This is a genomic window from Pseudomonas sp. ASL4, assembly GCF_056680395.1.
Genome location: NZ_CM155280.1, coordinates 4,969,179 through 4,988,443 on the forward strand (window position 1 = coordinate 4,969,179; position 19,265 = coordinate 4,988,443).

Consider the following 19,265-nt stretch of genomic DNA (forward strand, 5'->3'; position numbering starts at 1 on the left):
AGACTGGTTCATGACCATGGACGAAAGACGCAAGGACGATGAATGATTTCTTCTGCTCGATTGGGTGACAAACATGTCTGCCCATTGCCAGGCCACGGCACTACCCCTATTGCTTCTGCATCTGCTGACACCAACATCAACTTTATGGGCTCTGCTCGTGTCGGCGATACCTGTGGATGTGGCGCGGTCATCACTACAGGCTTTCCTTCTATACAAGTGAACGGTCGCCCCATGGCCCACTTAGGGAGCCCTACCAGTCACGGCGGGACAATCATCACGGGGTCAGGCGACGTCGGTGGTGGCTTTGTCATGGGTGACGCTGGCGGTGCAACCATCATCAACTTTATGGCCCTCGGAGCATTCCGGCCAGATGGCACTGTGGACGACGAGAAGATGGCGACCTTGTTGGCCGACCCTAAGCTCACAGAGAAAGCCACAGCGGCGAACGCTTTGGTAGATCCCAAGGCAGCCTCAAAACAGCCAGAGACGAAGCCTGAGCCAAAAGCGGAACCTGTCGTTTGCAAAGACCCTGACATGATGGAGAAGGTGGCGGACTACATCGCGGACGAGATGAATCGCAATATTCATCACCCTTCCGTTTTAAAGATGAAAGAGCTGCTCAGCTATGACGTTGCCAAAGAGACCCGCAAGCAAATGGATCTGCCTTGGTATGCCCAAGTTGGCGCGACGAGCCCTCAAGCTATTGGCGCTGCGAATGGCGCGGCTGCAATGGCGATTTGGACTGAACGTGTTGGGCAGAAGCGGGATTGGGACCACAAGCCGAAAATCTATGCGAGGTTCGGCGATTATTACCAAAAGCAGGGTAAATACGACTATTTCTATGATATCTGGTCGAACATCCACTACGGCTACGTCGGACGAGCTGGCGGCCTTTCCGAAAGCGTGTTGGCCGACGGTGCCGGTGTTGAGCAGATTGCCTCGGACTCCATCCGAAAGGTATTTGATTGGAAGAAACGTCGGGGACCTCATGCAACCCCAGGTGTCGATGGGATGAAGGCTTACGACGATGCACCGGATCGGATATCGATTGGCATCGGGATCGAACTATTCGCTGAGCATCCTAACGGAGGCATCACCGCCAAAATGATCATGGAGAAAGTTCTTGCAGTTAAACCAGAGGATTGGGGCGATGGCGTTATTGTCCACGTTTGCAAGAAAGCTGAGTAAGGGGAAGGTAGTAGTGCTCTGCCTCCTCGCATTACTTGTATTTTGGTATGTAACGCTGCCGCGAGTAGTCGTCAATTACCCCAAGGATGGCAAGGAGGAGCTGCGCTATATCTGGAACACCCAGCACCGTATCGACAAAGGGGGCATGCTCCCCGGTGAAGGGACAGCAGACATCGGCCACATTTTTCCTGATAAGGACTTCTTCATGATGTTCGATTGGTGGTCCGACAAGAAGCTTCGGAGGTGTATCGACATCACGCCTAAATGGGGGACAACGACAGAAATCAACCTTGATGAAACAGGGAGGATCGACACTGCAAAAACTTCCTCTGACGTTATTGCTCGTTTGAAACCTTGCAAAGGCGAACTGGACCCTTTCCGACCCTAAGGTGCCCTACCAGTATCACAAGAATGGGGAGCAGGCTTCATTGATGATCAATGCGAGAAAAATTAAGTTCCGTCATGCAGTTCTATTCGTCTTAGTAGCTCTGTTGCTGTTTTGGTACGTGGCGACCCCACTCATCCGTGTCCATTACTCCAAAGAGGGCACAGACGAACTTCGGTTAATCTGGAACACGCAGCACAATATTCATAAAGAAAGGATGCTTCCGGGGCAAGCCACATTTGATAATGGGCATATTTTCCCCAATGAGGACTTCTTCATGATGTTCGATTGGTGGACTGACAAGGGTTTCCAGAGGTGCATCGACATAACGCCAAAATGGGGGAGCGCGTTAGATATCTACCTCAATGGAGCAGGTCGCATCGACACTGTTCAAACCTCTCCTAACGTTATTGCCCGCTTGAAGCCGTGTGAGGGTGATGCTGATCCTTTCCGCCCCTAAGGAGCCCTGCCAGCACCACGGCAAGGTCACCCATCACAGCCACCAAGTAGAACGCAGACGACATCCCCAAGGCCTTCGACTAAGCAGCCCTACCGTCCCATCTCATTGGACCAGTCCCGTAGTGGCTCTTGTTGGTTCGTTCAAGGTGATAAGGCTCAGGCGCGAGGGCCTACAGGGGAACCTGGCACGTATGGGTAGTGAGGTGGTCATTCAGATTTTTCTGTCAGATTCTCAAAGGGCGGAATCAATCTGACGCTACGCTACAAGTTCCATATCACTGATTCGGGGTCATAAATGGCACGCACGACGAACCGAGAGCTTGAGGAAAAACGCTTTAATTCGTTTCGCCAACACTATGCACTGCCGCCCGGAACCATCGAACACAGTGACAGACCAGATGTACTCATTCGTGGTGAAGGCGCGAAGAAAATCCTCGGTATAGAGATAACAGAGCTTTACAAAAAAGACGGTGAGGACTCCGACTGCGAACAGAGACAAGCCAAAATGCGGCGCAATGTCATTGATAGAGCAGAGAAAATCTATCACTCGAGAGGTGGACGGAAAATTTGTCTACATATTGCCTTCGATCCTAACTATCCGATTCTCAGTAAGGACCACGTAGAGCAGACCGCTGAGCGCTTGGCTCTCTTCGCTTTGGAAATCTCGACTCACAGGGATTTTTACACGGGATACAGCCCTGTCGAAGCGGCTCCTGAGATTAGCTACCTCCACCACGACGGCAAGGAGTACCCCCTCAGTAACTGGGAGATCCCGCAAGTTTATGACGTGCCAGCGCTGTTAGTTGAGCGAGTAAAGAAGGTGGTGAGGGATAAATCCGCGAAGGCCCTGGAGTATCAGAACTGCGAGGCTTTATGGCTTCTAATTATTGTCGATTTTTGGGAGCCCGCTCAGGATCAGGACATCCGTTGGCCCACAGAGGAGACCGTAGGGCAGACCCCTTTCGAGCGAATTCTCATCTACAAAACTGTCTTCAATGAGGTGGTTGAGGTAAGTCAGCGCAGGGTGGATATCTAAGGAACTTCGTTTAATAAGGTGGGGTTTGCCTCGTAGACTGCTATCTCAGCATTCACACTCTTTTCGACCGCTCGGATAAGCTCTTCTATCTGAGGTAGCTTTCTGAGCAGTGCTGCATAGTCGTACCCCTTGAAGGACATCCCATAGGCTCCTGAAGGAACGAAGCTAATCCCCACGGCTCTTGGTTTGTAGTAACTCAGGTCCGTGTGCGCGAACTGCTGCATTCGAAGCCTTTCGAGTTCCTTGTGCAGTGGCAACAGATGCTTAGGGACACGTTTCTTCGTGGTAAGCATATGCTTGCGCTTGTTGCCTTGATCTACTTTGTTCCCAGAGAAAGGCCGCACATATGTGACCGTTAAATCTCGTAGCAAAGCGTATTGGACATCAGGCCGCTTGTAGCGCCGAAGGACCTTGATCGAGTGCAGCGCCGTGTTTAGGTCAATCGAGTACATTCGAAGAAAGTAATATGATTCTTGGATGTCCAATTGCAGTCACTCTCCTGCCAACCTTTCGGCGAGTCTATCAGAGGCCGCATCCGCAAGGACAACGGCAAGGTCACCCGTCACAGCCACCAAATAGAACGCAGACGACATCCCCAAGGCCTTCGACCAAAGGACCACCTTGAGCAACTCCCAGAGTGACAAGGAGTAGACCAAGAAATCGGTAGGTGACACGGTGGGTAGCCAGAGTGCGGAGTACAGCAACACAGGTATTCCACCGTGTAGTCATCGCATAGCCCTCCTTGAGCTGTAGGTTTGGTAGTGTTGATAACCACCCTCTCACAGAGCCTTCAAGGAGCCTTAAGGGGTCAACTGTAGTAAGAACCTTAAGTCCCCTCTGGTTATAGTGAGGACTTTTGGAGGCCTTATAGGCCGGGCCTCTCAGAGGTGGCCATTCTAAAAAAATAGGGAACCCGTTAAGGTCCCCTTTGAAGTCACGGCGATTTACTTCGTGGTGTCGATGCCCCACCGCTCAAACATCTCAACGGTCGCTCGCTGGCTCACAGGATCGTTGGGTATCAACCCCCGGAATCCGTTGAAGACTCCCGTTCGGTATTGCTGGGCCATATCGGGACTGTTAATGGTTCCTGCAAGGCCTGCAAGGTTGTAGCCGACCTGCGCAGCACTGCTAACCAAGCCAGCCGCTGGAACCTGCTTCAGGGCACCTGTAAGAATCTCACCGGGCTTGTCGATGTCGCTCAGACCATACAACCATGCTTTCTCCTTTGGGTCCCTCTTGCGAGCTGCCTCAGGAAGAATCGAAGTTCGCACCATCGCCGCCTGATCAAAGCCCAATGGTGCAGCTACGATGTTAGCCAGGCCAAAGGGAGTTCCGAGGTACGACCCACGAGTCAGAGCCGCATAGGCAATCATGTTGGGATCAAGGGCGTCTTTTAGGTACTGCTTCCGGCTATGTGTAGGCATCATCTGAGCTTTCAAGTAGGCAGTAGAGGCGTAGAGGCTCCCGCCAGCCAGGGCCGACAGAGCTGCTGTGTAGGTCTGATCCATCACCCGGCCATTCATGCGGGCCTCATTCACACCGCGCATCAGGCGCTCATTGAGCGACTTCACGAGAAAACTCTTGAACTGCATGAGCATCTTCACACCTACGCCGAAAGCTTTGGTGTCGAGGTTGGACACTTTGTGAGGACGAATAACCACTTCGTCAGCCATGCGATCAGCCAGACGCCACAGGCGATTTCATTGAGGTCAGAACGCACATCCGCATAGATTCGACCCGAGCCGCCCATCTGGTCCCAAACAGAGCCAGTCTGTAGGACGCCTTCCGCAATGTCTTGAAGATGCCCCTTAAGCTCAGGCCAAGTCTTTTCGGGATTGTCGAGGTGGAACGCTCTGAGTGTGCCAAGGAGATGTGAAGCCGTAGCCAATGCGGTTTGCCTGTGGGTTGTCTTGAGGGAGATTGTGCAGGTTCTCTTCGAGCCCATTGGGCGGACTCTGAGGGTGTACCGACCTTGACGCCTATACAGATAGGGACACGCAAGGTCTAACACTGTTCTAACACTTTGGGTCGTTGAGGTGGTGTGCAGCATGGTCAAACCCCTGAATTCATTGGGTTAAACCTCATGTGTCACCAAGTAGGCATTCTACTCGCTGTGCAGATTTGCATAAATCGACTCAGCGAGCTTTTTACTGATCCCGGGTGCTTTGGCGATCTCTTCGATGCTGGCACGAGACAGCTCCTGCAATCCACCAAAATGTTTCAACAAATCGCGCCGACGTGTCGGCCCGACACCCGCAACGCCTTCAAGCGTTGAGGTACGACGGGTTTTCCCCCGCCGCGCCCGGTGCCCGGTAATGGCGAAACGGTGGGCTTCGTCGCGAATCTGCTGGATCAAGTGCAGCGCGGGGGAATCACCGCGCAGCGTGAATTCATGTGCAGCGTCATTCAGGTACAAGGTTTCGAAACCGGCCTTGCGCGTCGCGCCCTTGGCCACGCCCAACAAAATCAGATCAGGCACTGCCAGTTCATTGAGTACGTCCCGGGCCATGGACAGCTGACCTTTGCCCCCGTCCACCAGCAGGATGTCCGGCAACTTGCCCTCGCCGTCCTTCAGTTTACTGAAGCGTCGGGTCAGAGCCTGATGCATTGCGGCGTAGTCGTCGCCGGGTGTCACACCCTCGATGTTATACCGACGGTAGTCAGACTTGATCGGGCCTTCCGGACCGAACACCACGCAGGATGCCACAGTGGCTTCACCGCTGGAGTGGCTGATGTCATAACATTCAAGGCGCTGTGGCGGCTCATCCAGGTTCAGTACTTGCGCCAGAGCATCGAAACGCGCGGCGACATGCTGACGATTGGCCAGTCGCGCGCTTAAGGCTTGCTCGGCATTAGTGACCGCCAGTTGCTGCCAGCGCGCTCGCGTACCGCGCACCCGGTGACTGATGGACAATTCGCGCCCGCGCAGCTCGTCGATGGCGGCGATCAGGACCGGGAAATCATCGTGAACCACGTTGACGATCAACTCGCTCGGCAAATCCCGTTCAGGACTGCTGATGAAGTACTGGCCCAAAAATGCCGCCATGACTTCGGAAACGTCTTCTTCAATACCCACTTGCGGGAAGAAATTCTTGCTGCCCAGTACCCGGCCGCCACGCACGCTGATCAAGTGAACACAGGCGCCGCCCGGATTGATGAACGCGGCGATCACATCGATATCGCCGGTTCCACCTTCCATGCTCTGCTGGTCCTGGACCCGGCGCAGCAATGAAATCTGGTCTCTCAATTCGGCCGCGCGTTCAAACTCGAGGTTGATCGCAGCCTCCTCCATCCCTGCAGACAGCTCGTCCGTCAGCGCGTTGCTGCGCCCCTCAAGGAACATCACCGAGTGTCGTACGTCCTCCGCATACACCTGCGGCTCCACCAGCCCGACACACGGTGCCTTGCAGCGCTTGATCTGGTATTGCAGGCAAGGCCGCGTGCGGTTCTTGTAATAGCTGTCTTCGCATTGGCGAACGAAAAAGGTCTTTTGCAGCAAACTCAGGCTTTCTCGAATGGCACCTGCACTTGGATAAGGGCCGAAATACTTGCCCTTGGCCTTTTTTGCACCCCGGTGGATGCTCAAGCGCGGAAACTGGCCATCCGATAGAAAGACGTAAGGATAGGATTTGTCGTCGCGCAGCAGAATGTTGTAGGGCGGACGCCATTCCTTGATCAACGTCTGCTCAAGCAACAACGCTTCGGTTTCATTGGCCGTGATCGTGGTTTCGATCTGGGCGATACGGCCCACCAGCGCGGCGGTCTTGGGCGCAAGCCCGGTTTTTCGAAAATAACTCGCCAAGCGCTTCTTGAGATTCTTGGCCTTGCCGACGTAAAGCAGGCGCGCATCGCTGTCGAACATGCGATAAACGCCGGGGCGTCCGCTCACGGTCGACAGGAAGGCACTCGGATCGAAGACTTCAGTCATTTTCAGAGATTGGCATCAACCATGCCGTGACGAACCGCCAATAGCGTCAGTTCGACGTCGCTGCTGATCGAAAGCTTCTCGAAAATGCGGTAACGGTAGGTATTCACGGTTTTTGGCGAGAGGCAAAGTTTGTCGGAAATGATCTGAACCTTCTGACAGCCGACAATCATCAAGGCGATCTGGATCTCACGCTCTGACAATGCGTCGAACGGCGAATCGTTGGTCGGCTGGAACGATTTGATCGCCAATTGCTGGGCGATTTGCGGGCTGATGTAGCGTTGCCCGGCAAACACCAGCCGAATGGCCTGGACCATTTCCGGCAAACCTGCGCCCTTGGTCAGATAGCCCGCCGCACCGGCCTGCAACAACCGTGTAGGAAACGGATCTTCTTCACACACAGTGACCGCGACAACCTTGATGTCGGGATGACTGCGCAGCAATTTTCGCGTGGCTTCAAGACCGCCGATCCCGGGCATCTTGACGTCCATCAGAACCACATCGGGTTTCAACTCACGCGCCTTGAGCAGGGATTCCTCCCCTGACTCGGCCTGGCCGACTACTTGCAGGCCATCGATGTCAGCCAGCATTCGTGTAATGCCTGTACGAACGAGATCATGGTCATCGACTACTAGCACCCTAATCAAGCAGACACCTCGCGATATGGTCGTATTGGGTTGCCGAACACCTTAGCAAAAAGCAACTGGCAGACCTAGCGTCAAGCGACATATAAAAAGTTTCAATTCATCTTTGGGGGCTTGCCGTCTGTGCGTTTCAGCGACAAGGGACATCGACTTCGCGCTGCATTCTCAGGAAATACTCGTCCTTGCCGACCACCTCCAAGCCCTTTCGCTGATACAGCGACTGCGCCGGATTATTTTTGAAAACGGTCAGGCGTAACGCGGGCCGACGCTCTGCGCACGTCATGGTCCATATCTGATCGATCGCCCAGGAACCTGCGCCCTGCCCCTGAAAGGCTTCAGCCAAGTGCAGTTCGCGGATGTATAGGGCCTTGGCATCACGACTCAGGCTGAAAAAGCCCACCGCAACGTCGTCCTGCACAATCAACCAGTTTTCCCGCCCCGCCCAGGCCACATCGAACGCCTCGTCGAGCCACAGCAGGTCGTGCTGAATGTAATAGCGCAACATGTTTTGACAGGTCAGGTCCCGAGCGAAGCCCAGATCCCGGGATGTCGCCGGGCGTAATTCGAAAACCATTCAACGCTCCGAAACGGTCACAATTTGCGCTTTCCAGCCATCGGCGTTGCGACGGGCGATGACCATCAAGTTGCCCTTACCCGGCGCGATGCCAATCAGCGAACCGTCCGCCGCCCAAATGGCGCTGCGCCCGGCCGACTCCCAGCCACCCGTAGTCCCTCCATGGTTGGCCATCAGCACCACCATTGAATGTTTATTGGCATAGCCCTGAAGCAGCGTTGTATCCGCAGCGTAGCCTTTTTCAGTAATCAGCACGCCTGCAGCATAGATGTCCGCCCCCTGCTCTGCCGCCGCGGCCGCATGACTTGCATGAGAAAAATCGGCGCATACCGCCAGCGCGACAGTGTCAGCACCGACCCAGAGTGTCGAGCCGCCGGCCCCCGGCGCAAACGCGACCTCTTCGCCAGGGTGCAAATGCTGCTTGCTGTAAACCCCAAGCGAGCCATCCGCGCCCAGAACCAAAGCCCCGATCAAAACCGGCGAATCGTCTGACAGACGAATCGGCATCCCGACAACAGTCGTCACACCGATCTCCCGCGCGAAATCTCGCAACGACTGTAATATGCCGGCCTGCGGGGTAATGGCCAACTCTGCGGCCAGACCACGCTCATAACCGGTCAGCGATAACTCCGGAAAAACCAGCAGTTGCACACCTTGTTCCGCAGCTATCTGCATAAAGCGCCGGTGCCAGGCAATATTGGCGGCAAGGTCAGCGGCGATGGAGATCGATTGAGCCGCAGCGATGGTCAGGGTTGTCATGACGCGTCCTTGTGACAGTGTGCTTTTGCGAAACACGAAGTGTGTCACAACCCTACAGGCACTCAAGCGATAGAAAGCACCGTCAGTACTCGATAGCATTTTCTGATTGAATCCGCCTACCGCCCTCGAGTAAGCTCGGCGCATTCATCGGAGACAGACCATGTTCAACGCCCTCTCACAGCTTCGTACCGTCAGCGCCCTGCGCTCGGTGGCGGCTGCCCGGGTGAATGACGTTTGTGCTCCGGCAAGCTTTTATTTTGGGTATTGGTTTAGCCACTGGCGCGCCTGATACCCACACGGCGCCCACTTTAAACGGGTCGCCACCAGAGAATTCTCAACCCCCGGTCGGCTTCCCGACCGGGGGTTTTGTTTTTTCAGCCCCTGCACATTTTTAGCGACACACCAAACATCTGAGGATTTAGAAAATGAACTACGCCACTTATTACCGTTACGACAGTTTTACCGCCTGGCGATTTACCAGCCTCCGCTCGGGACAGCCTGCCGCCTCCGATCGGTCACCCACAGGTGGCAAGCACACACACGCAGCCAATCCGGCCAATTGTCGAACACCCCAGTAGGGCCGAGCACGCGGGAACGAACCCGCTGCCAGCCCAGGAAGCCTGAATATGAACTCGTCCGCCTCTGCTCTGCCACTGTCCACCCTGAGCCCTGCCAATGAAGCGCTGACTCTGCGTCTGCCCAGCTCATTGCAACTCAAACAGCAATTGCCACTCAGCAACGCCCTGACCCGGCAAGTCGCCGCCCACCGCGATGCGGTCCGCGCGATCCTCAACGGTGAAGATTCCCGTCTGCTGGTCATCGTCGGCCCCTGCTCTATTCACGACCCACAATCAGCCCTCGAATACGCCGCGAACCTTGCGCGCCTGGCCGCCGATGTCAGTGATGAAATGCTCCTGGTGATGCGTGCCTACGTCGAAAAGCCTCGCACCACGGTTGGCTGGAAAGGCCTGGCCTACGATCCGCGCCTTGATGGCAGCGACGACATGGCCGGTGGCCTGACCCTGTCTCGCGAGCTGATGCGAGAAATGCTTCGTCTCGGTTTGCCAATTGCCACCGAACTGTTGCAACCGATGGCCGCCGGCTACTTCGACGACTTGCTCAGTTGGGTCGCCATTGGTGCACGTACCACCGAATCGCAGATCCACCGGGAAATGGCCAGCGGCCTGAACATGCCAGTGGGCTTCAAGAACGGCACCGATGGCGGTGTCACGGTTGCCAGCGATGCGATGCGCTCGGCAGCTCACCCCCATCGACATTTCGGGGTCGATAGCCAGGGGCATCCTGCAATCATTCAAACCCCAGGCAATCCTGATACCCACCTGGTATTGCGCGGCGGGCATCGCGGACCTAACTACGACCGTGACAGCGTCGCCCGGATTAACCACGACCTGACCAAACTGAAGATCCCGGCACGGATCATGGTCGATTGCAGTCATGCCAACAGCGGCAAAGATCCATTGCGCCAGCCAGCAGTATTCAACGACGTGCTCGAACAGCGACTGCAAGGTGATCGCACACTGATCGGCATGATGATTGAAAGTCACCTGTTCGAAGGCTGCCAACCGTTGGGTTCATCCTTGCAGTACGGTGTATCTGTAACGGATGGCTGCCTCGGCTGGACCGGGACGGAACAGTTGCTGCGCCAAGCCGCCGACCGGCTTCGGACACAGCACCGCACACGACAACCAGTATGACCAACGGCTTCTTCCAGTCTTCAAGCGAAGACTGGAGAGCCGCGCAGTCTCCCGAAACGACTTAGCCCTGCACCTGCACCAGGGCCACGTCTGATAGCTGGCTCACATCGTCGAGCCGTTCGACCGCATAACCAACGCGGATCGTCGAGCCCTGATGTTCTCTCCAGAACCGGTAAGGAACAATGAACACCAGTGGTTCACCGGCCATTTCCCGGGAAATCTCACGTTCGTCCCGGTGACTGAAGTTGACGCCATCGCACTTCAGATAGACCAGCTCACCCTCCTCTGTCCGGGCGTCGTCAATCACGATGGTGACACCGTCGATCGAATCCTGCAGATCCAGCCAGCCCTCTTCGGCTTCCAATACGATGGGAGCCGACAGAGGCGCTCGTTCCAGAGGGCCGATGGACAACTGCATCAATTGCGAATAAAGCGGCGCCTGCCCATGCTGTTCAATGCAATAAAAGATCTTCACCGACGATCCGAGAGCCGGCGCAATGAACTCGGGATTCACCCAGAACGAAAGTTCGTGCCCCACCGCAAAGGATTCGATATTCAGCCGGTCGCTGAAGCTCGTTTGTGGTGTAGCGCCTTCCCAGGACAGCACGACCCGATCGCCCGCCGCCATCCGCGCATAAGGTCGAATCGTTACGCGTGTCCCTTCATCCACTCGATTCGGGTCGAGCGTCCCGCCCACAGCGTCATTAGCGACTACCGGCAATAACTCGTATCGGACATCACCGACATTCAACTGCAACTGCGGTGACTGCACCGGCGTGGGCAAGGAACGGCTACTGAGCGTGTAAAAGACTTCCAGTGAACCGCCATCCAGTGCGCCGATGTGTTCGCCGCCGACGATGAAGACAACATCTTTGCCGACCTGCGTTTGACTGACATAACGCGTAGCTTCATGCCGATAGGCCTGCCCCTCGGCGTCGAGACCAGACCAATGCAATACCAGCCTGTCTCCGTTGGCCATGCCTGCATAAGGCATGACCTTCACGACCGCTTTTTTACAGGCTGGGTCGAGAACTCCGTTATCCGCCTGCGCCAACAGCGGTGCCAGCATCAAAGACTTTGTACAGGTGTCTGCAGCTACTTCATGTGAGGTCATTCATACACTCCAGTCCGTGGAAATAAACGCCGTCCCGCAGGTCGACGTCGAGCGAAGCCTATTTAAGCCCATCGCCGAGCGAGGCGATGTCAGGTGATCGCGTCACATGGTCGGGAAAAATGCTGATCTCTAAGTAGGCCATTGGTGAGAATCAGTCCTGACTGCACAAAAAGATGTCGAAATGTTCCGATCCAGGCTTCGTACAGTTCCGAAATTTCGTACTTTTCCTATGCCGCTTTCCTCCGACTACAGCGGCTTTTTCATACATCGCCAGGCCACGGGAGTGTTTTAGAGTGGGCGCTATTGCACATCCACAAACATCTGCGAAAAAGGCACTAACATGCAACGGAATGCGACAACTCAACACCCAATCCTGCTGGTACATGGACTCTTCGGCTTCGACCGCATTGGCAAGTTTGAACTGTTCCATGACGTCAAACGGGCCCTTCGAAGCCATGGCGCCAGAGTCTTCGTTCCCCACCTCTCAGCCACCCACAGCAACGAAGTACGCGGCGAACAGCTTTTGGCACAGATCGAACGGGTCCTGGAGGGAACCGATGCGAGCCAGGTCAACCTGATCGGGCACAGCCAGGGCGCATTGGCTGCGCGTTACGCGGCCGCAGTTGCGCCAGAGTTGGTGGCGTCGGTGACGTCTGTCAGCGGCCCTAACCATGGCTCGGAGTTGGCGGATTTCTTGCGCAAAGCCCTCACCCCCGCGCGTTTGCCCGAGCATGTGGCAAGAAAGGTCGCGACCTTGTTTGCTGACTTCCTGTCGTTGCTAAGCGGTAACCACCAGTTGCCGCAAAACGCGATTGCCGCGCTTAACGCGCTGACCACCGAAGGCGTCGGCGCATTCAACGACAAATACCCTCAAGGCTTGCCAAAAACCTGGGGGGGCAAGGGCCGCGAACTGGTCAATGGCGTGCGGTACTACTCCTGGAGCGGCATCCTGCAAGGGAACATCCTTGATGAAGGACTTGGCGCTCTCGATCCGGCACACGCCTTTTGCCGGGCTTTTTCCGAGTATTTCATCACCGAGGCCGGGCAAAACGACGGGTTGGTTGGTCGCTTCAGTTCCCACCTGGGCAAGGTGATCCGCTCCGACTATCCAATGGATCACATGGATAGCCTGCGCCAGACCGCCGGTCGAATCTGCAAAGGCGTCGACCCGATCGAGTTGTACGTGCTGCACGCCGAGCGCTTGAGAAATGCCGGCCTCTAATCCCTTTCTGTATATAGATGCACTACCGCTCGCCCGCCTGCGATGGAACTTTGAGAAGAAATAGGCTACTGAATCCGGTAGGCTCAGCACTTTACTGAACATTGAATGGAGAATTTTCCCATGGCTAAAGCCACTGCCCGTCACATCCTTGTTGCCAGCGAAGCCAAGTGCAGCGAACTCAAGGCCCAAATCGAAGGCGGCGCTGATTTCGCCGAAGTTGCCAAGGCTAACTCTACTTGCCCGTCCAGCCGTCAGGGCGGAGACCTGGGTTCGTTCGGTCCAGGCCAGATGGTCAAGGAATTCGACACCGTGGTCTTCAGCGCACCGATCAACGTCGTGCAAGGCCCGGTCAAAACCCAGTTTGGTTATCACCTGCTGGAAGTGACCAGCCGTCAGGACTGATCTGAAACCTGAGCTTTCTGCATAACGGCCCGCCATTTGGTGGGCCGTTGTGTTTTGGTTACGTGATTCGGCTGGCGAGTGACGCGCCGCTAGCGTACAAATTGTGGTTATCGATTACCCGGCTCTAAGGCTGACAATGCGACTGGTTTTCCCCACTTTGATATTCACTGCCGTGGCACTGCTGTTGAATGCCGCTGGTGTGAATGCAGCACCGCAACACGCGTTGACCGTGTACGGCGAACCGGCGAAATATCCCGCTGGTTTCAGTCATTTCGCCTACACCAACCCGCAAGCCCCCAAGGGTGGCACGATGCGGCGCTCGGCCATTGAAATCGGTCATTTCGACCATGTCCTGCCCTACATCGACAAGGGCATCGGCGTGACCCAGATCGATGGCCTGCTCTATTCTCCCCTGGCTCAGCGCTCGCTCGATGAACCCTATACCGTGTATGGCCTGGTAGCACAGAAAATGGAGCGCGCCGAGGACGGGTTGTCCCTGCGTTTCTACCTGAACCCCAAGGCCCGTTTCGCCGATGGCACGCCAATCACCGCAGAGGACGTGCGCTACACCTTCGACTTGCTGATGACCCAAGGCAGCCTGCGCTATCGCACCCAGTTCGCCGACGTCAAAGGCGTCGAAGTCGAGTCGCCATCAACCGTTCGGTTCGACTTCAAGAGCAACGAGAACCGTACCCTGCCCCTGGACATCGCGACGCTGCCGGTTTTTCCCGAGCACTGGTGGAAAACCCGCGACTTCGCCAGCGGCGGTGGTTACGAGCCACCACTTGGCAGCGGCCCGTATCGAGTGAGCAAAGTCGATGCCGGACGCAGCATCACGTTTGAGCGCAACGCCGACTGGTGGGGCATGGACCTGCCGGTCAGCCGGGGCTTATATAACTTCGATCATTTTAGCCTCGAGTACTTTGGCGATACCGACGTCGCCCGCCAGGTGTTGCGCGGTGGTGCCTACGACTACAACCGCGAGTTCTCCGCCACCGGTTACTCCATCGGTTACGAAAGCCCGGCCCTGAGCGACGGTCGCCTGCAAAAGGCTCACTTGGCCACCGAAGCCCCGCAAACTGCCCAAGGCTTCGTCTTCAACCTGCAAAACCCGATGTTCCAGGATCGCCGTGTCCGCCAGGCCCTGGCCATGCTCTGGGATTTCGAATGGAGCAACCGGCAGATGATGCGCGACCTGTACATCCGCCAGCAGAGCTTCTTTTCCAATACCGACCTCGCCGCGCGCAAGCTTCCGGATGCAGCTGAACTGGCAATCCTCGAACCGTTGCGCGGGCAGATTCCCGACGAAGTCTTCACCCAGGTCTTCGAAGCACCGAAGACTGACGGCAGCGGCAATATCCGCGACAAACAATTGCAGGCCCTGGACTTGCTTGAACAGGCCGGCTGGAAACCCGACGGCGATCAACTAGTGAATGCCCAGGGCGAGCCGCTGAGCTTTACCTTCCTCACCAGCCAGAACGGCATCGACCGATTGCTGTTGCCGTACAAGCGCACGCTGAAACAGATCGGCATCGACCTCAACATTCGGCGCATCGACTCGTCCCAGTACGTCAACCGCCTGATGTCCAGAGACTACGACATGGTCATCACCGGTTACCCGGTGACCACCTCCCCCGGTAGCGAACTGGTCAACTACTTCGGTTCGTCCGCGGCCAACGATCCCGGCGCCAACAACTACATGGTGCTGAAGAACCCGGCGGTCGATACGCTGGTCAGCGGCCTGGTCCGCGCCACCACCCAGGCCGACATGCTGCGCTACGCCCATGCCCTGGACCGGGTACTGCAATGGAACTACTACTGGATTCCCAACTATTACCCACCCGGCAGTTCGACCGTGTGGTGGAATCGCTTCGGCATTCCCAGCGTGCAAGCGAGCAATGACGAAGCCATCGAGAGCTGGTGGGAAGTGAGTTCCACCCCGCTGACCAACGAACAGATGACCGCCGAACTGATCAAGCGCGGCAAATCCGGAGGGCCGCGCTGATGTGGGCTTACATACTGCGGCGCCTGCTGCTGATTATTCCGACGCTGGTCATCATTCTTCTGGTCAACTTCGTCATCGTCCAGGCCGCCCCCGGTGGCCCGGTGGAACAGGCGATCGCGCACTTGCAAGGCATCGGCGGCGCCGGTATCGGCGCAGGTTCCGGCGAGACCTTGCACGGCAGTTCCCGAGCCAGCCGAGGCCTCGATCCGCAACTGATCAAAGAGATCGAAAAACAGTACGGCTTCGACAAACCGGCACCGGAACGCTTGTGGTTGATGCTTAAAAGCTACGCGCGGCTGGACTTTGGCAAGAGCTTCTTCCGCGGCGCCACGGTTACCGACCTGATCCTGGAAAAAATGCCGGTGACCATTTCCCTCGGGCTCTGGGCCACGCTGATTACCTACCTGGTATCGATTCCACTGGGGATTCGCAAAGCTGTGCATCACGGCAGCCATTTCGATATCTGGAGCAGCACCGCGATCATCATCGGCTACGCCATGCCGGCGTTCCTGTTTGCCATGTTCCTGATCGTGGTGTTTGCTGGCGGCACATCGCTGAACTGGTTCCCGGTGCGCGGGCTGGTCTCGGACAACTTCGAGTCGCTGTCGACCGTGGGCAAAATCGCCGATTACTTCTGGCACCTGGTGTTGCCGGTTACGGCGCTGGTGATTGGCGGGTTCGCCACCCTGACCATCCTGACCAAAAACTCCTTTCTCAATGAAATTACCCGCCAGTACGTGGTCACCGCCCGAGCCAAAGGCTTGAGCGAACGCCGGGTGCTGTACGGCCATGTGTTTCGCAACGCGATGTTGCTGGTGGTGTCGGGGATTCCCCAGGCGTTTATCAGCGTGTTCTTTGCCGGCTCGTTGCTGATCGAGGTGATTTTCTCCCTCGATGGACTCGGCCGCATGAGCTATGAAGCAGCTGTGTCACGGGACTACCCGGTGGTGTTTGGTTCGTTGTTCATCTTCACGTTGTTCGGCCTGCTGATAAAACTGGTCGGCGACCTCTGCTACACCCTGGTCGATCCGCGCATCGACTTCGCCGCGAGGAATGCCTGATGTTCAAGCTCTCGCCGCTGGGCCGGCGCCGTTTTGAACGGTTCAAGAAAAACCGCCGTGGCTGGTGGTCGCTGTGGCTGTTTATCGGGTTGTTTCTGCTGACCCTCGGCGGCGAGATGATCGCCAACGACAAGCCGCTGATCGTCAGTTACCAGGGCTCGTTGTACTTCCCCGCATTCAAGCGCTACACCGAGCAGGAGTTCGGCGGGCAACTGCCGTTCCAGGCCGACTACCGCAGTGATTACGTACAGAAGCTGATCCAGAAGGACGGCGGCTGGCTGCTGTTCCCGCCGATCCCGTTCAGTGACGACACACCTAACTACGACCTGAATAAACCCGCGCCGAGCCCGCCGACGAAGGTCAACTGGCTGGGCACCGACGACCAGGCGCGGGATGTGCTGGCCCGAGTGATTTTCGGCGCGCGGGTGTCCATTCTGTTTGCCTTGATGCTGACATTTGTCAGTGCGTTGATCGGCATTGCCGCCGGTGCGCTGCAAGGCTATTACGGCGGCTGGATCGATCTGCTGGGCCAGCGCTTGCTGGAAGTCTGGTCCGGGCTGCCGGTGCTTTATCTTCTGATCATTCTGTCGGGGTTCGTCGAACCGAATTTCTGGTGGCTGCTGGGGATCATGGCGCTATTTTCCTGGCTGGCCCTGGTGGACGTGGTACGCGCCGAATTTCTGCGCGGACGCAACCTGGAATACGTCAAAGCTGCCCGGGCCCTGGGCCTGAGCGATCGCAAAGTGATCGTCCGGCACATATTGCCGAACGCCATGAACGCAACGCTGAGCTACTTGCCGTTCATCCTCACCGGTGCGATTTCGACCCTGACGGCCCTGGATTTTCTCGGCTTCGGCATGCCCGCAGGCAGCGCTTCATTGGGCGAACTGATCGGCCAGGGCAAGCAGAACCTGCAAGCGCCGTGGCTGGGCCTGACGGCGTTTTTCACCCTGGCGCTGATTCTTTCTTTGCTGGTGTTCATCGGCGAGGCATTGCGTGATGCCTTCGACCCAAGATCCTGATCCACGACTATGAGCCGGGCGATTGATATGAGTGACAACCTGATCGAAATCCGTGATCTCAGCGTGGCCTTCAGTGGCCAGACCGTGGTGCGCAAACTGTGCCTGGACATCCGCCCCGGCGAGTGTCTGGCGCTGGTGGGCGAGTCGGGTTCGGGCAAATCGGTGACGGCCCATTCGATCCTGCAACTGCTGCCGGAACTGGGCACCGAAACCACGGGCAGCATTCGTTATCGCGGCCAGGAACTGGTCGGTGCCGATGCCAAGGTCTTGCGTCAGTTACGCGGCAACCGGATCGCGATGATCTTTCAGGAACCGATGACCTCCCTGAACCCGCTGCACAGCATCGAAAAGCAGATCGGCGAAACCTTGCTGGTGCACAAAGGCTTGGCCGGCAAAGTGGCGCAAGCGCGAATTCTTGAACTGCTGGAACTGGTCGGCATCCAGAAACCCAAGGAGCGGCTCAAGGCCTACCCCCATCAACTGTCCGGCGGTCAGCGGCAACGGGTGATGATCGCGATGGCCCTGGCCTGTGAACCAGAACTGTTGATCGCCGACGAGCCGACCACGGCGCTGGACGTGACGGTGCAGCGCAAGATCCTGCTGCTGCTCAAATCCCTGCAACAGCGGCTCGGCATGTCGCTGCTGCTGATCAGTCATGACCTCAATCTGGTACGCAGCATCGCCCAGCGCGTGTGCGTGATGAAGGCCGGGGAAATCGTCGAACAGGCCTCTTGCGAAACGCTGTTCACCGAACCGAAGCACCCTTACAGCTGCGTGCTGCTCAATGCTGAACCGGAAGGCGAAGCCTTGCCCCGGGACGAGCGCGAGAAAGTGCTGGAAGTTGACAACCTGCAAGTACGATTCGCCATTGGCGGCGGGCTGTTCCAACGCAAGACCTATTTACACGCGGTGGATGGCATCAGCCTGAATGTCCAACGCGGCAAGACCTTGGGCATTGTTGGCGAGTCCGGCTCGGGCAAGTCCACCCTCGGCCAGGCGATCCTGCGCTTGCTCGACTCCGAAGGCAGTATTCGTTTTCAAGGCCAGGCACTGGACGGTCTCACGCAAAAGCAACTGCGGCCGTGGCGCAAGAAGATGCAGGTGGTGTTTCAGGACCCCTTCGGCAGCTTGAGCCCTCGGATGTCCGTGGCGCAGATCATCAGCGAAGGGCTGGAGGTGCATAGCCAACTGACCGCTGAAGAATGCAAAGCCGAAGTGATTCGGGCGCTGGAAGAAGTCGGCCTCGACCCGCAAAGCCGTCACCGCTATCCCCACGAGTTCTCCGGTGGCCAACGGCAACGCATCGCCATCGCCCGGGCGCTGGTGCTCAAGCCGGCGCTGATCCTGCTGGATGAACCGACCTCGGCCCTGGACCGTACCGTGCAAAAGCAAGTGGTCGCCCTGCTCCGCGACCTCCAGGAAAAGCATGGCCTGACGTACCTGTTTATCAGCCATGATCTGGCGGTGGTGCGAGCGCTGGCCCACGACATGATCGTGATCAAGGATGGCAAAGTGGTGGAAAGCGGGGCCAGCCACGACGTGTTCGATTCGCCGCAGCATCCGTATACCAAAGAGCTGTTGGCGGCGGCGCATCAGGGTTAGGCATAATCCTTTGCATGCCGATCAACCGAGCCGCCCCCATCGCGAGCAAGCTCGGCTCCCACAGGTGCGCGGTGTAACCACCATTTATGTGAGCACTGCAAAACCTGTGGGAGCCGAGCTTGCTCGCGATGGCGTCCGCACAAGCAATACAC

General features: G+C 56.9%; 20 protein-coding genes. 12 read left to right on the top strand and 8 right to left on the bottom strand.

Annotated elements, in window-relative coordinates:
* The first annotated feature begins 42 nt into the window (after positions 1–42).
* The 4 genes from AC1MEW_RS22425 (at position 43) to AC1MEW_RS22440 (ending at position 3,068) form a co-directional block, all read left to right on the top strand.
* The gene (locus AC1MEW_RS22425) at positions 43–1,188 is read left to right on the top strand and encodes a polymorphic toxin type 44 domain-containing protein (protein WP_322268341.1); all 1,146 of its coding nucleotides are present in this window, start codon (positions 43–45) and stop codon (positions 1,186–1,188) included.
* Positions 1,151–1,576, top strand: a complete 426-nt coding sequence (locus tag AC1MEW_RS22430) for a hypothetical protein (protein ID WP_322268340.1) — start codon at positions 1,151–1,153, stop codon at positions 1,574–1,576. Before AC1MEW_RS22425 ends, AC1MEW_RS22430 begins: the two co-directional genes overlap by 38 nt.
* Before the next feature lie 43 nt (positions 1,577–1,619).
* On the top strand, positions 1,620–2,033 hold the full coding sequence (locus AC1MEW_RS22435) for a hypothetical protein (RefSeq protein ID WP_416195270.1): 414 nt from the start codon (positions 1,620–1,622) through the stop codon (positions 2,031–2,033).
* 294 nt (positions 2,034–2,327) lie between these two features.
* A complete protein-coding gene (locus AC1MEW_RS22440; RefSeq protein ID WP_322268339.1) occupies positions 2,328–3,068 on the top strand; it encodes a hypothetical protein in 741 nt (246 codons plus the stop codon).
* Here AC1MEW_RS22440 and AC1MEW_RS22445 read toward each other — a convergent pair.
* The 7 genes from AC1MEW_RS22445 to AC1MEW_RS22475 form a co-directional block, all read right to left on the bottom strand.
* Positions 3,065–3,553 (bottom strand): hypothetical protein, encoded by a 489-nt coding sequence (locus tag AC1MEW_RS22445; protein WP_322268338.1) that lies wholly within the window; start codon positions 3,551–3,553, stop codon positions 3,065–3,067. The genes AC1MEW_RS22440 and AC1MEW_RS22445 overlap by 4 nt on opposite strands.
* A gap of 70 nt (positions 3,554–3,623) precedes the next feature.
* Positions 3,624–3,797 carry a gp19.5 family protein gene (locus AC1MEW_RS22450; RefSeq protein WP_369125115.1) on the bottom strand — a complete coding sequence of 58 codons (174 nt, stop codon included), beginning with the start codon at positions 3,795–3,797 and terminating at the stop codon, positions 3,624–3,626.
* A 215-nt stretch (positions 3,798–4,012) separates the two neighbouring features.
* Positions 4,013–4,741 carry a hypothetical protein gene (locus AC1MEW_RS22455; protein ID WP_480423705.1) on the bottom strand — a complete coding sequence of 243 codons (729 nt, stop codon included), beginning with the start codon at positions 4,739–4,741 and terminating at the stop codon, positions 4,013–4,015.
* A gap of 431 nt (positions 4,742–5,172) precedes the next feature.
* Complete coding sequence (gene uvrC, locus AC1MEW_RS22460; protein ID WP_201203997.1) at positions 5,173–6,996, bottom strand: excinuclease ABC subunit UvrC; 1,824 nt, start codon at positions 6,994–6,996, stop codon at positions 5,173–5,175.
* A gap of 2 nt (positions 6,997–6,998) precedes the next feature.
* A complete protein-coding gene (gene gacA / locus AC1MEW_RS22465) occupies positions 6,999–7,640 on the bottom strand; it encodes a response regulator transcription factor GacA (RefSeq protein ID WP_082356623.1) in 642 nt (213 codons plus the stop codon).
* A gap of 127 nt (positions 7,641–7,767) precedes the next feature.
* Positions 7,768–8,211, bottom strand: coding sequence for a GNAT family N-acetyltransferase (locus AC1MEW_RS22470; RefSeq protein WP_480423706.1), 444 nt, complete (start codon positions 8,209–8,211; stop codon positions 7,768–7,770).
* Positions 8,212–8,970: a carbon-nitrogen hydrolase family protein gene (locus AC1MEW_RS22475; RefSeq protein WP_480423707.1), complete on the bottom strand. Its 759-nt coding sequence runs from the start codon at positions 8,968–8,970 to the stop codon at positions 8,212–8,214.
* Between the two features lie 160 nt (positions 8,971–9,130).
* On the opposite strand from AC1MEW_RS22475, the gene AC1MEW_RS22480 reads away from it, so the two are divergent.
* Both AC1MEW_RS22480 and AC1MEW_RS22485 read left to right on the top strand, forming a co-directional pair.
* Positions 9,131–9,259 carry a hypothetical protein gene (locus AC1MEW_RS22480; RefSeq protein WP_277952909.1) on the top strand — a complete coding sequence of 43 codons (129 nt, stop codon included), beginning with the start codon at positions 9,131–9,133 and terminating at the stop codon, positions 9,257–9,259.
* Positions 9,260–9,596: 337 nt separating this feature from the next.
* The gene (locus AC1MEW_RS22485; RefSeq protein ID WP_201256884.1) at positions 9,597–10,685 is read left to right on the top strand and encodes a 3-deoxy-7-phosphoheptulonate synthase; all 1,089 of its coding nucleotides are present in this window, start codon (positions 9,597–9,599) and stop codon (positions 10,683–10,685) included.
* Between the two features lie 61 nt (positions 10,686–10,746).
* On the opposite strand, the gene AC1MEW_RS22490 is transcribed toward AC1MEW_RS22485, so the two are convergent.
* Entirely contained in the window at positions 10,747–11,799 is a 1,053-nt protein-coding gene (locus AC1MEW_RS22490; RefSeq protein ID WP_480423708.1) for a hypothetical protein, read from the bottom strand.
* A 340-nt stretch (positions 11,800–12,139) separates the two neighbouring features.
* Here AC1MEW_RS22490 and AC1MEW_RS22495 point away from each other — a divergent pair, with 340 nt between their 5' ends.
* From AC1MEW_RS22495 to AC1MEW_RS22520, 6 genes are all read left to right on the top strand, one after another.
* Positions 12,140–13,021, top strand: a complete 882-nt coding sequence (locus AC1MEW_RS22495; RefSeq protein ID WP_201256886.1) for an esterase/lipase family protein — start codon at positions 12,140–12,142, stop codon at positions 13,019–13,021.
* Positions 13,022–13,141: 120 nt separating this feature from the next.
* Positions 13,142–13,423 (top strand): peptidylprolyl isomerase, encoded by a 282-nt coding sequence (locus AC1MEW_RS22500; protein WP_201204009.1) that lies wholly within the window; start codon positions 13,142–13,144, stop codon positions 13,421–13,423.
* A gap of 136 nt (positions 13,424–13,559) precedes the next feature.
* The gene (locus AC1MEW_RS22505) at positions 13,560–15,428 is read left to right on the top strand and encodes an extracellular solute-binding protein (RefSeq protein WP_480423709.1); all 1,869 of its coding nucleotides are present in this window, start codon (positions 13,560–13,562) and stop codon (positions 15,426–15,428) included.
* Complete coding sequence (locus tag AC1MEW_RS22510; protein ID WP_201204011.1) at positions 15,428–16,489, top strand: microcin C ABC transporter permease YejB; 1,062 nt, start codon at positions 15,428–15,430, stop codon at positions 16,487–16,489. Before AC1MEW_RS22505 ends, AC1MEW_RS22510 begins: the two co-directional genes overlap by 1 nt.
* The gene (locus tag AC1MEW_RS22515; protein WP_201204012.1) at positions 16,489–17,511 is read left to right on the top strand and encodes an ABC transporter permease; all 1,023 of its coding nucleotides are present in this window, start codon (positions 16,489–16,491) and stop codon (positions 17,509–17,511) included. The genes AC1MEW_RS22510 and AC1MEW_RS22515 overlap by 1 nt, the downstream gene beginning before the upstream one ends.
* 27 nt (positions 17,512–17,538) lie before the next feature.
* Complete coding sequence (locus tag AC1MEW_RS22520; protein WP_201204013.1) at positions 17,539–19,113, top strand: ABC transporter ATP-binding protein; 1,575 nt, start codon at positions 17,539–17,541, stop codon at positions 19,111–19,113.
* The last annotated feature ends 152 nt before the right edge of the window (positions 19,114–19,265 follow it).

Bases quoted from the DNA above. Each gene is read 5' to 3' on its own strand.
- AC1MEW_RS22505 (WP_480423709.1), top strand. From the start codon at position 13,560: ATGCGACTGGTTTTCCCCACTTTGATATTCACTGCCGTGGCACTGCTG.
- AC1MEW_RS22440 (WP_322268339.1), top strand. From the start codon at position 2,328: ATGGCACGCACGACGAACCGAGAGCTTGAGGAAAAACGCTTTAATTCG.
- AC1MEW_RS22495 (WP_201256886.1), top strand. From the start codon at position 12,140: ATGCAACGGAATGCGACAACTCAACACCCAATCCTGCTGGTACATGGA.
- AC1MEW_RS22435 (WP_416195270.1), top strand. From the start codon at position 1,620: ATGATCAATGCGAGAAAAATTAAGTTCCGTCATGCAGTTCTATTCGTC.
- AC1MEW_RS22475 (WP_480423707.1), bottom strand. From the start codon at position 8,970: ATGACAACCCTGACCATCGCTGCGGCTCAATCGATCTCCATCGCCGCT.
- AC1MEW_RS22470 (WP_480423706.1), bottom strand. From the start codon at position 8,211: ATGGTTTTCGAATTACGCCCGGCGACATCCCGGGATCTGGGCTTCGCT.
- AC1MEW_RS22515 (WP_201204012.1), top strand. From the start codon at position 16,489: ATGTTCAAGCTCTCGCCGCTGGGCCGGCGCCGTTTTGAACGGTTCAAG.
- AC1MEW_RS22480 (WP_277952909.1), top strand. From the start codon at position 9,131: ATGTTCAACGCCCTCTCACAGCTTCGTACCGTCAGCGCCCTGCGCTCG.
- AC1MEW_RS22520 (WP_201204013.1), top strand. From the start codon at position 17,539: ATGAGTGACAACCTGATCGAAATCCGTGATCTCAGCGTGGCCTTCAGT.
- AC1MEW_RS22510 (WP_201204011.1), top strand. From the start codon at position 15,428: ATGTGGGCTTACATACTGCGGCGCCTGCTGCTGATTATTCCGACGCTG.
- AC1MEW_RS22490 (WP_480423708.1), bottom strand. From the start codon at position 11,799: ATGACCTCACATGAAGTAGCTGCAGACACCTGTACAAAGTCTTTGATG.
- AC1MEW_RS22500 (WP_201204009.1), top strand. From the start codon at position 13,142: ATGGCTAAAGCCACTGCCCGTCACATCCTTGTTGCCAGCGAAGCCAAG.
- uvrC (WP_201203997.1), bottom strand. From the start codon at position 6,996: ATGACTGAAGTCTTCGATCCGAGTGCCTTCCTGTCGACCGTGAGCGGA.
- AC1MEW_RS22430 (WP_322268340.1), top strand. From the start codon at position 1,151: ATGGCGTTATTGTCCACGTTTGCAAGAAAGCTGAGTAAGGGGAAGGTA.
- AC1MEW_RS22450 (WP_369125115.1), bottom strand. From the start codon at position 3,797: ATGACTACACGGTGGAATACCTGTGTTGCTGTACTCCGCACTCTGGCT.
- AC1MEW_RS22425 (WP_322268341.1), top strand. From the start codon at position 43: ATGATTTCTTCTGCTCGATTGGGTGACAAACATGTCTGCCCATTGCCA.
- AC1MEW_RS22485 (WP_201256884.1), top strand. From the start codon at position 9,597: ATGAACTCGTCCGCCTCTGCTCTGCCACTGTCCACCCTGAGCCCTGCC.
- AC1MEW_RS22455 (WP_480423705.1), bottom strand. From the start codon at position 4,741: ATGGCTGACGAAGTGGTTATTCGTCCTCACAAAGTGTCCAACCTCGAC.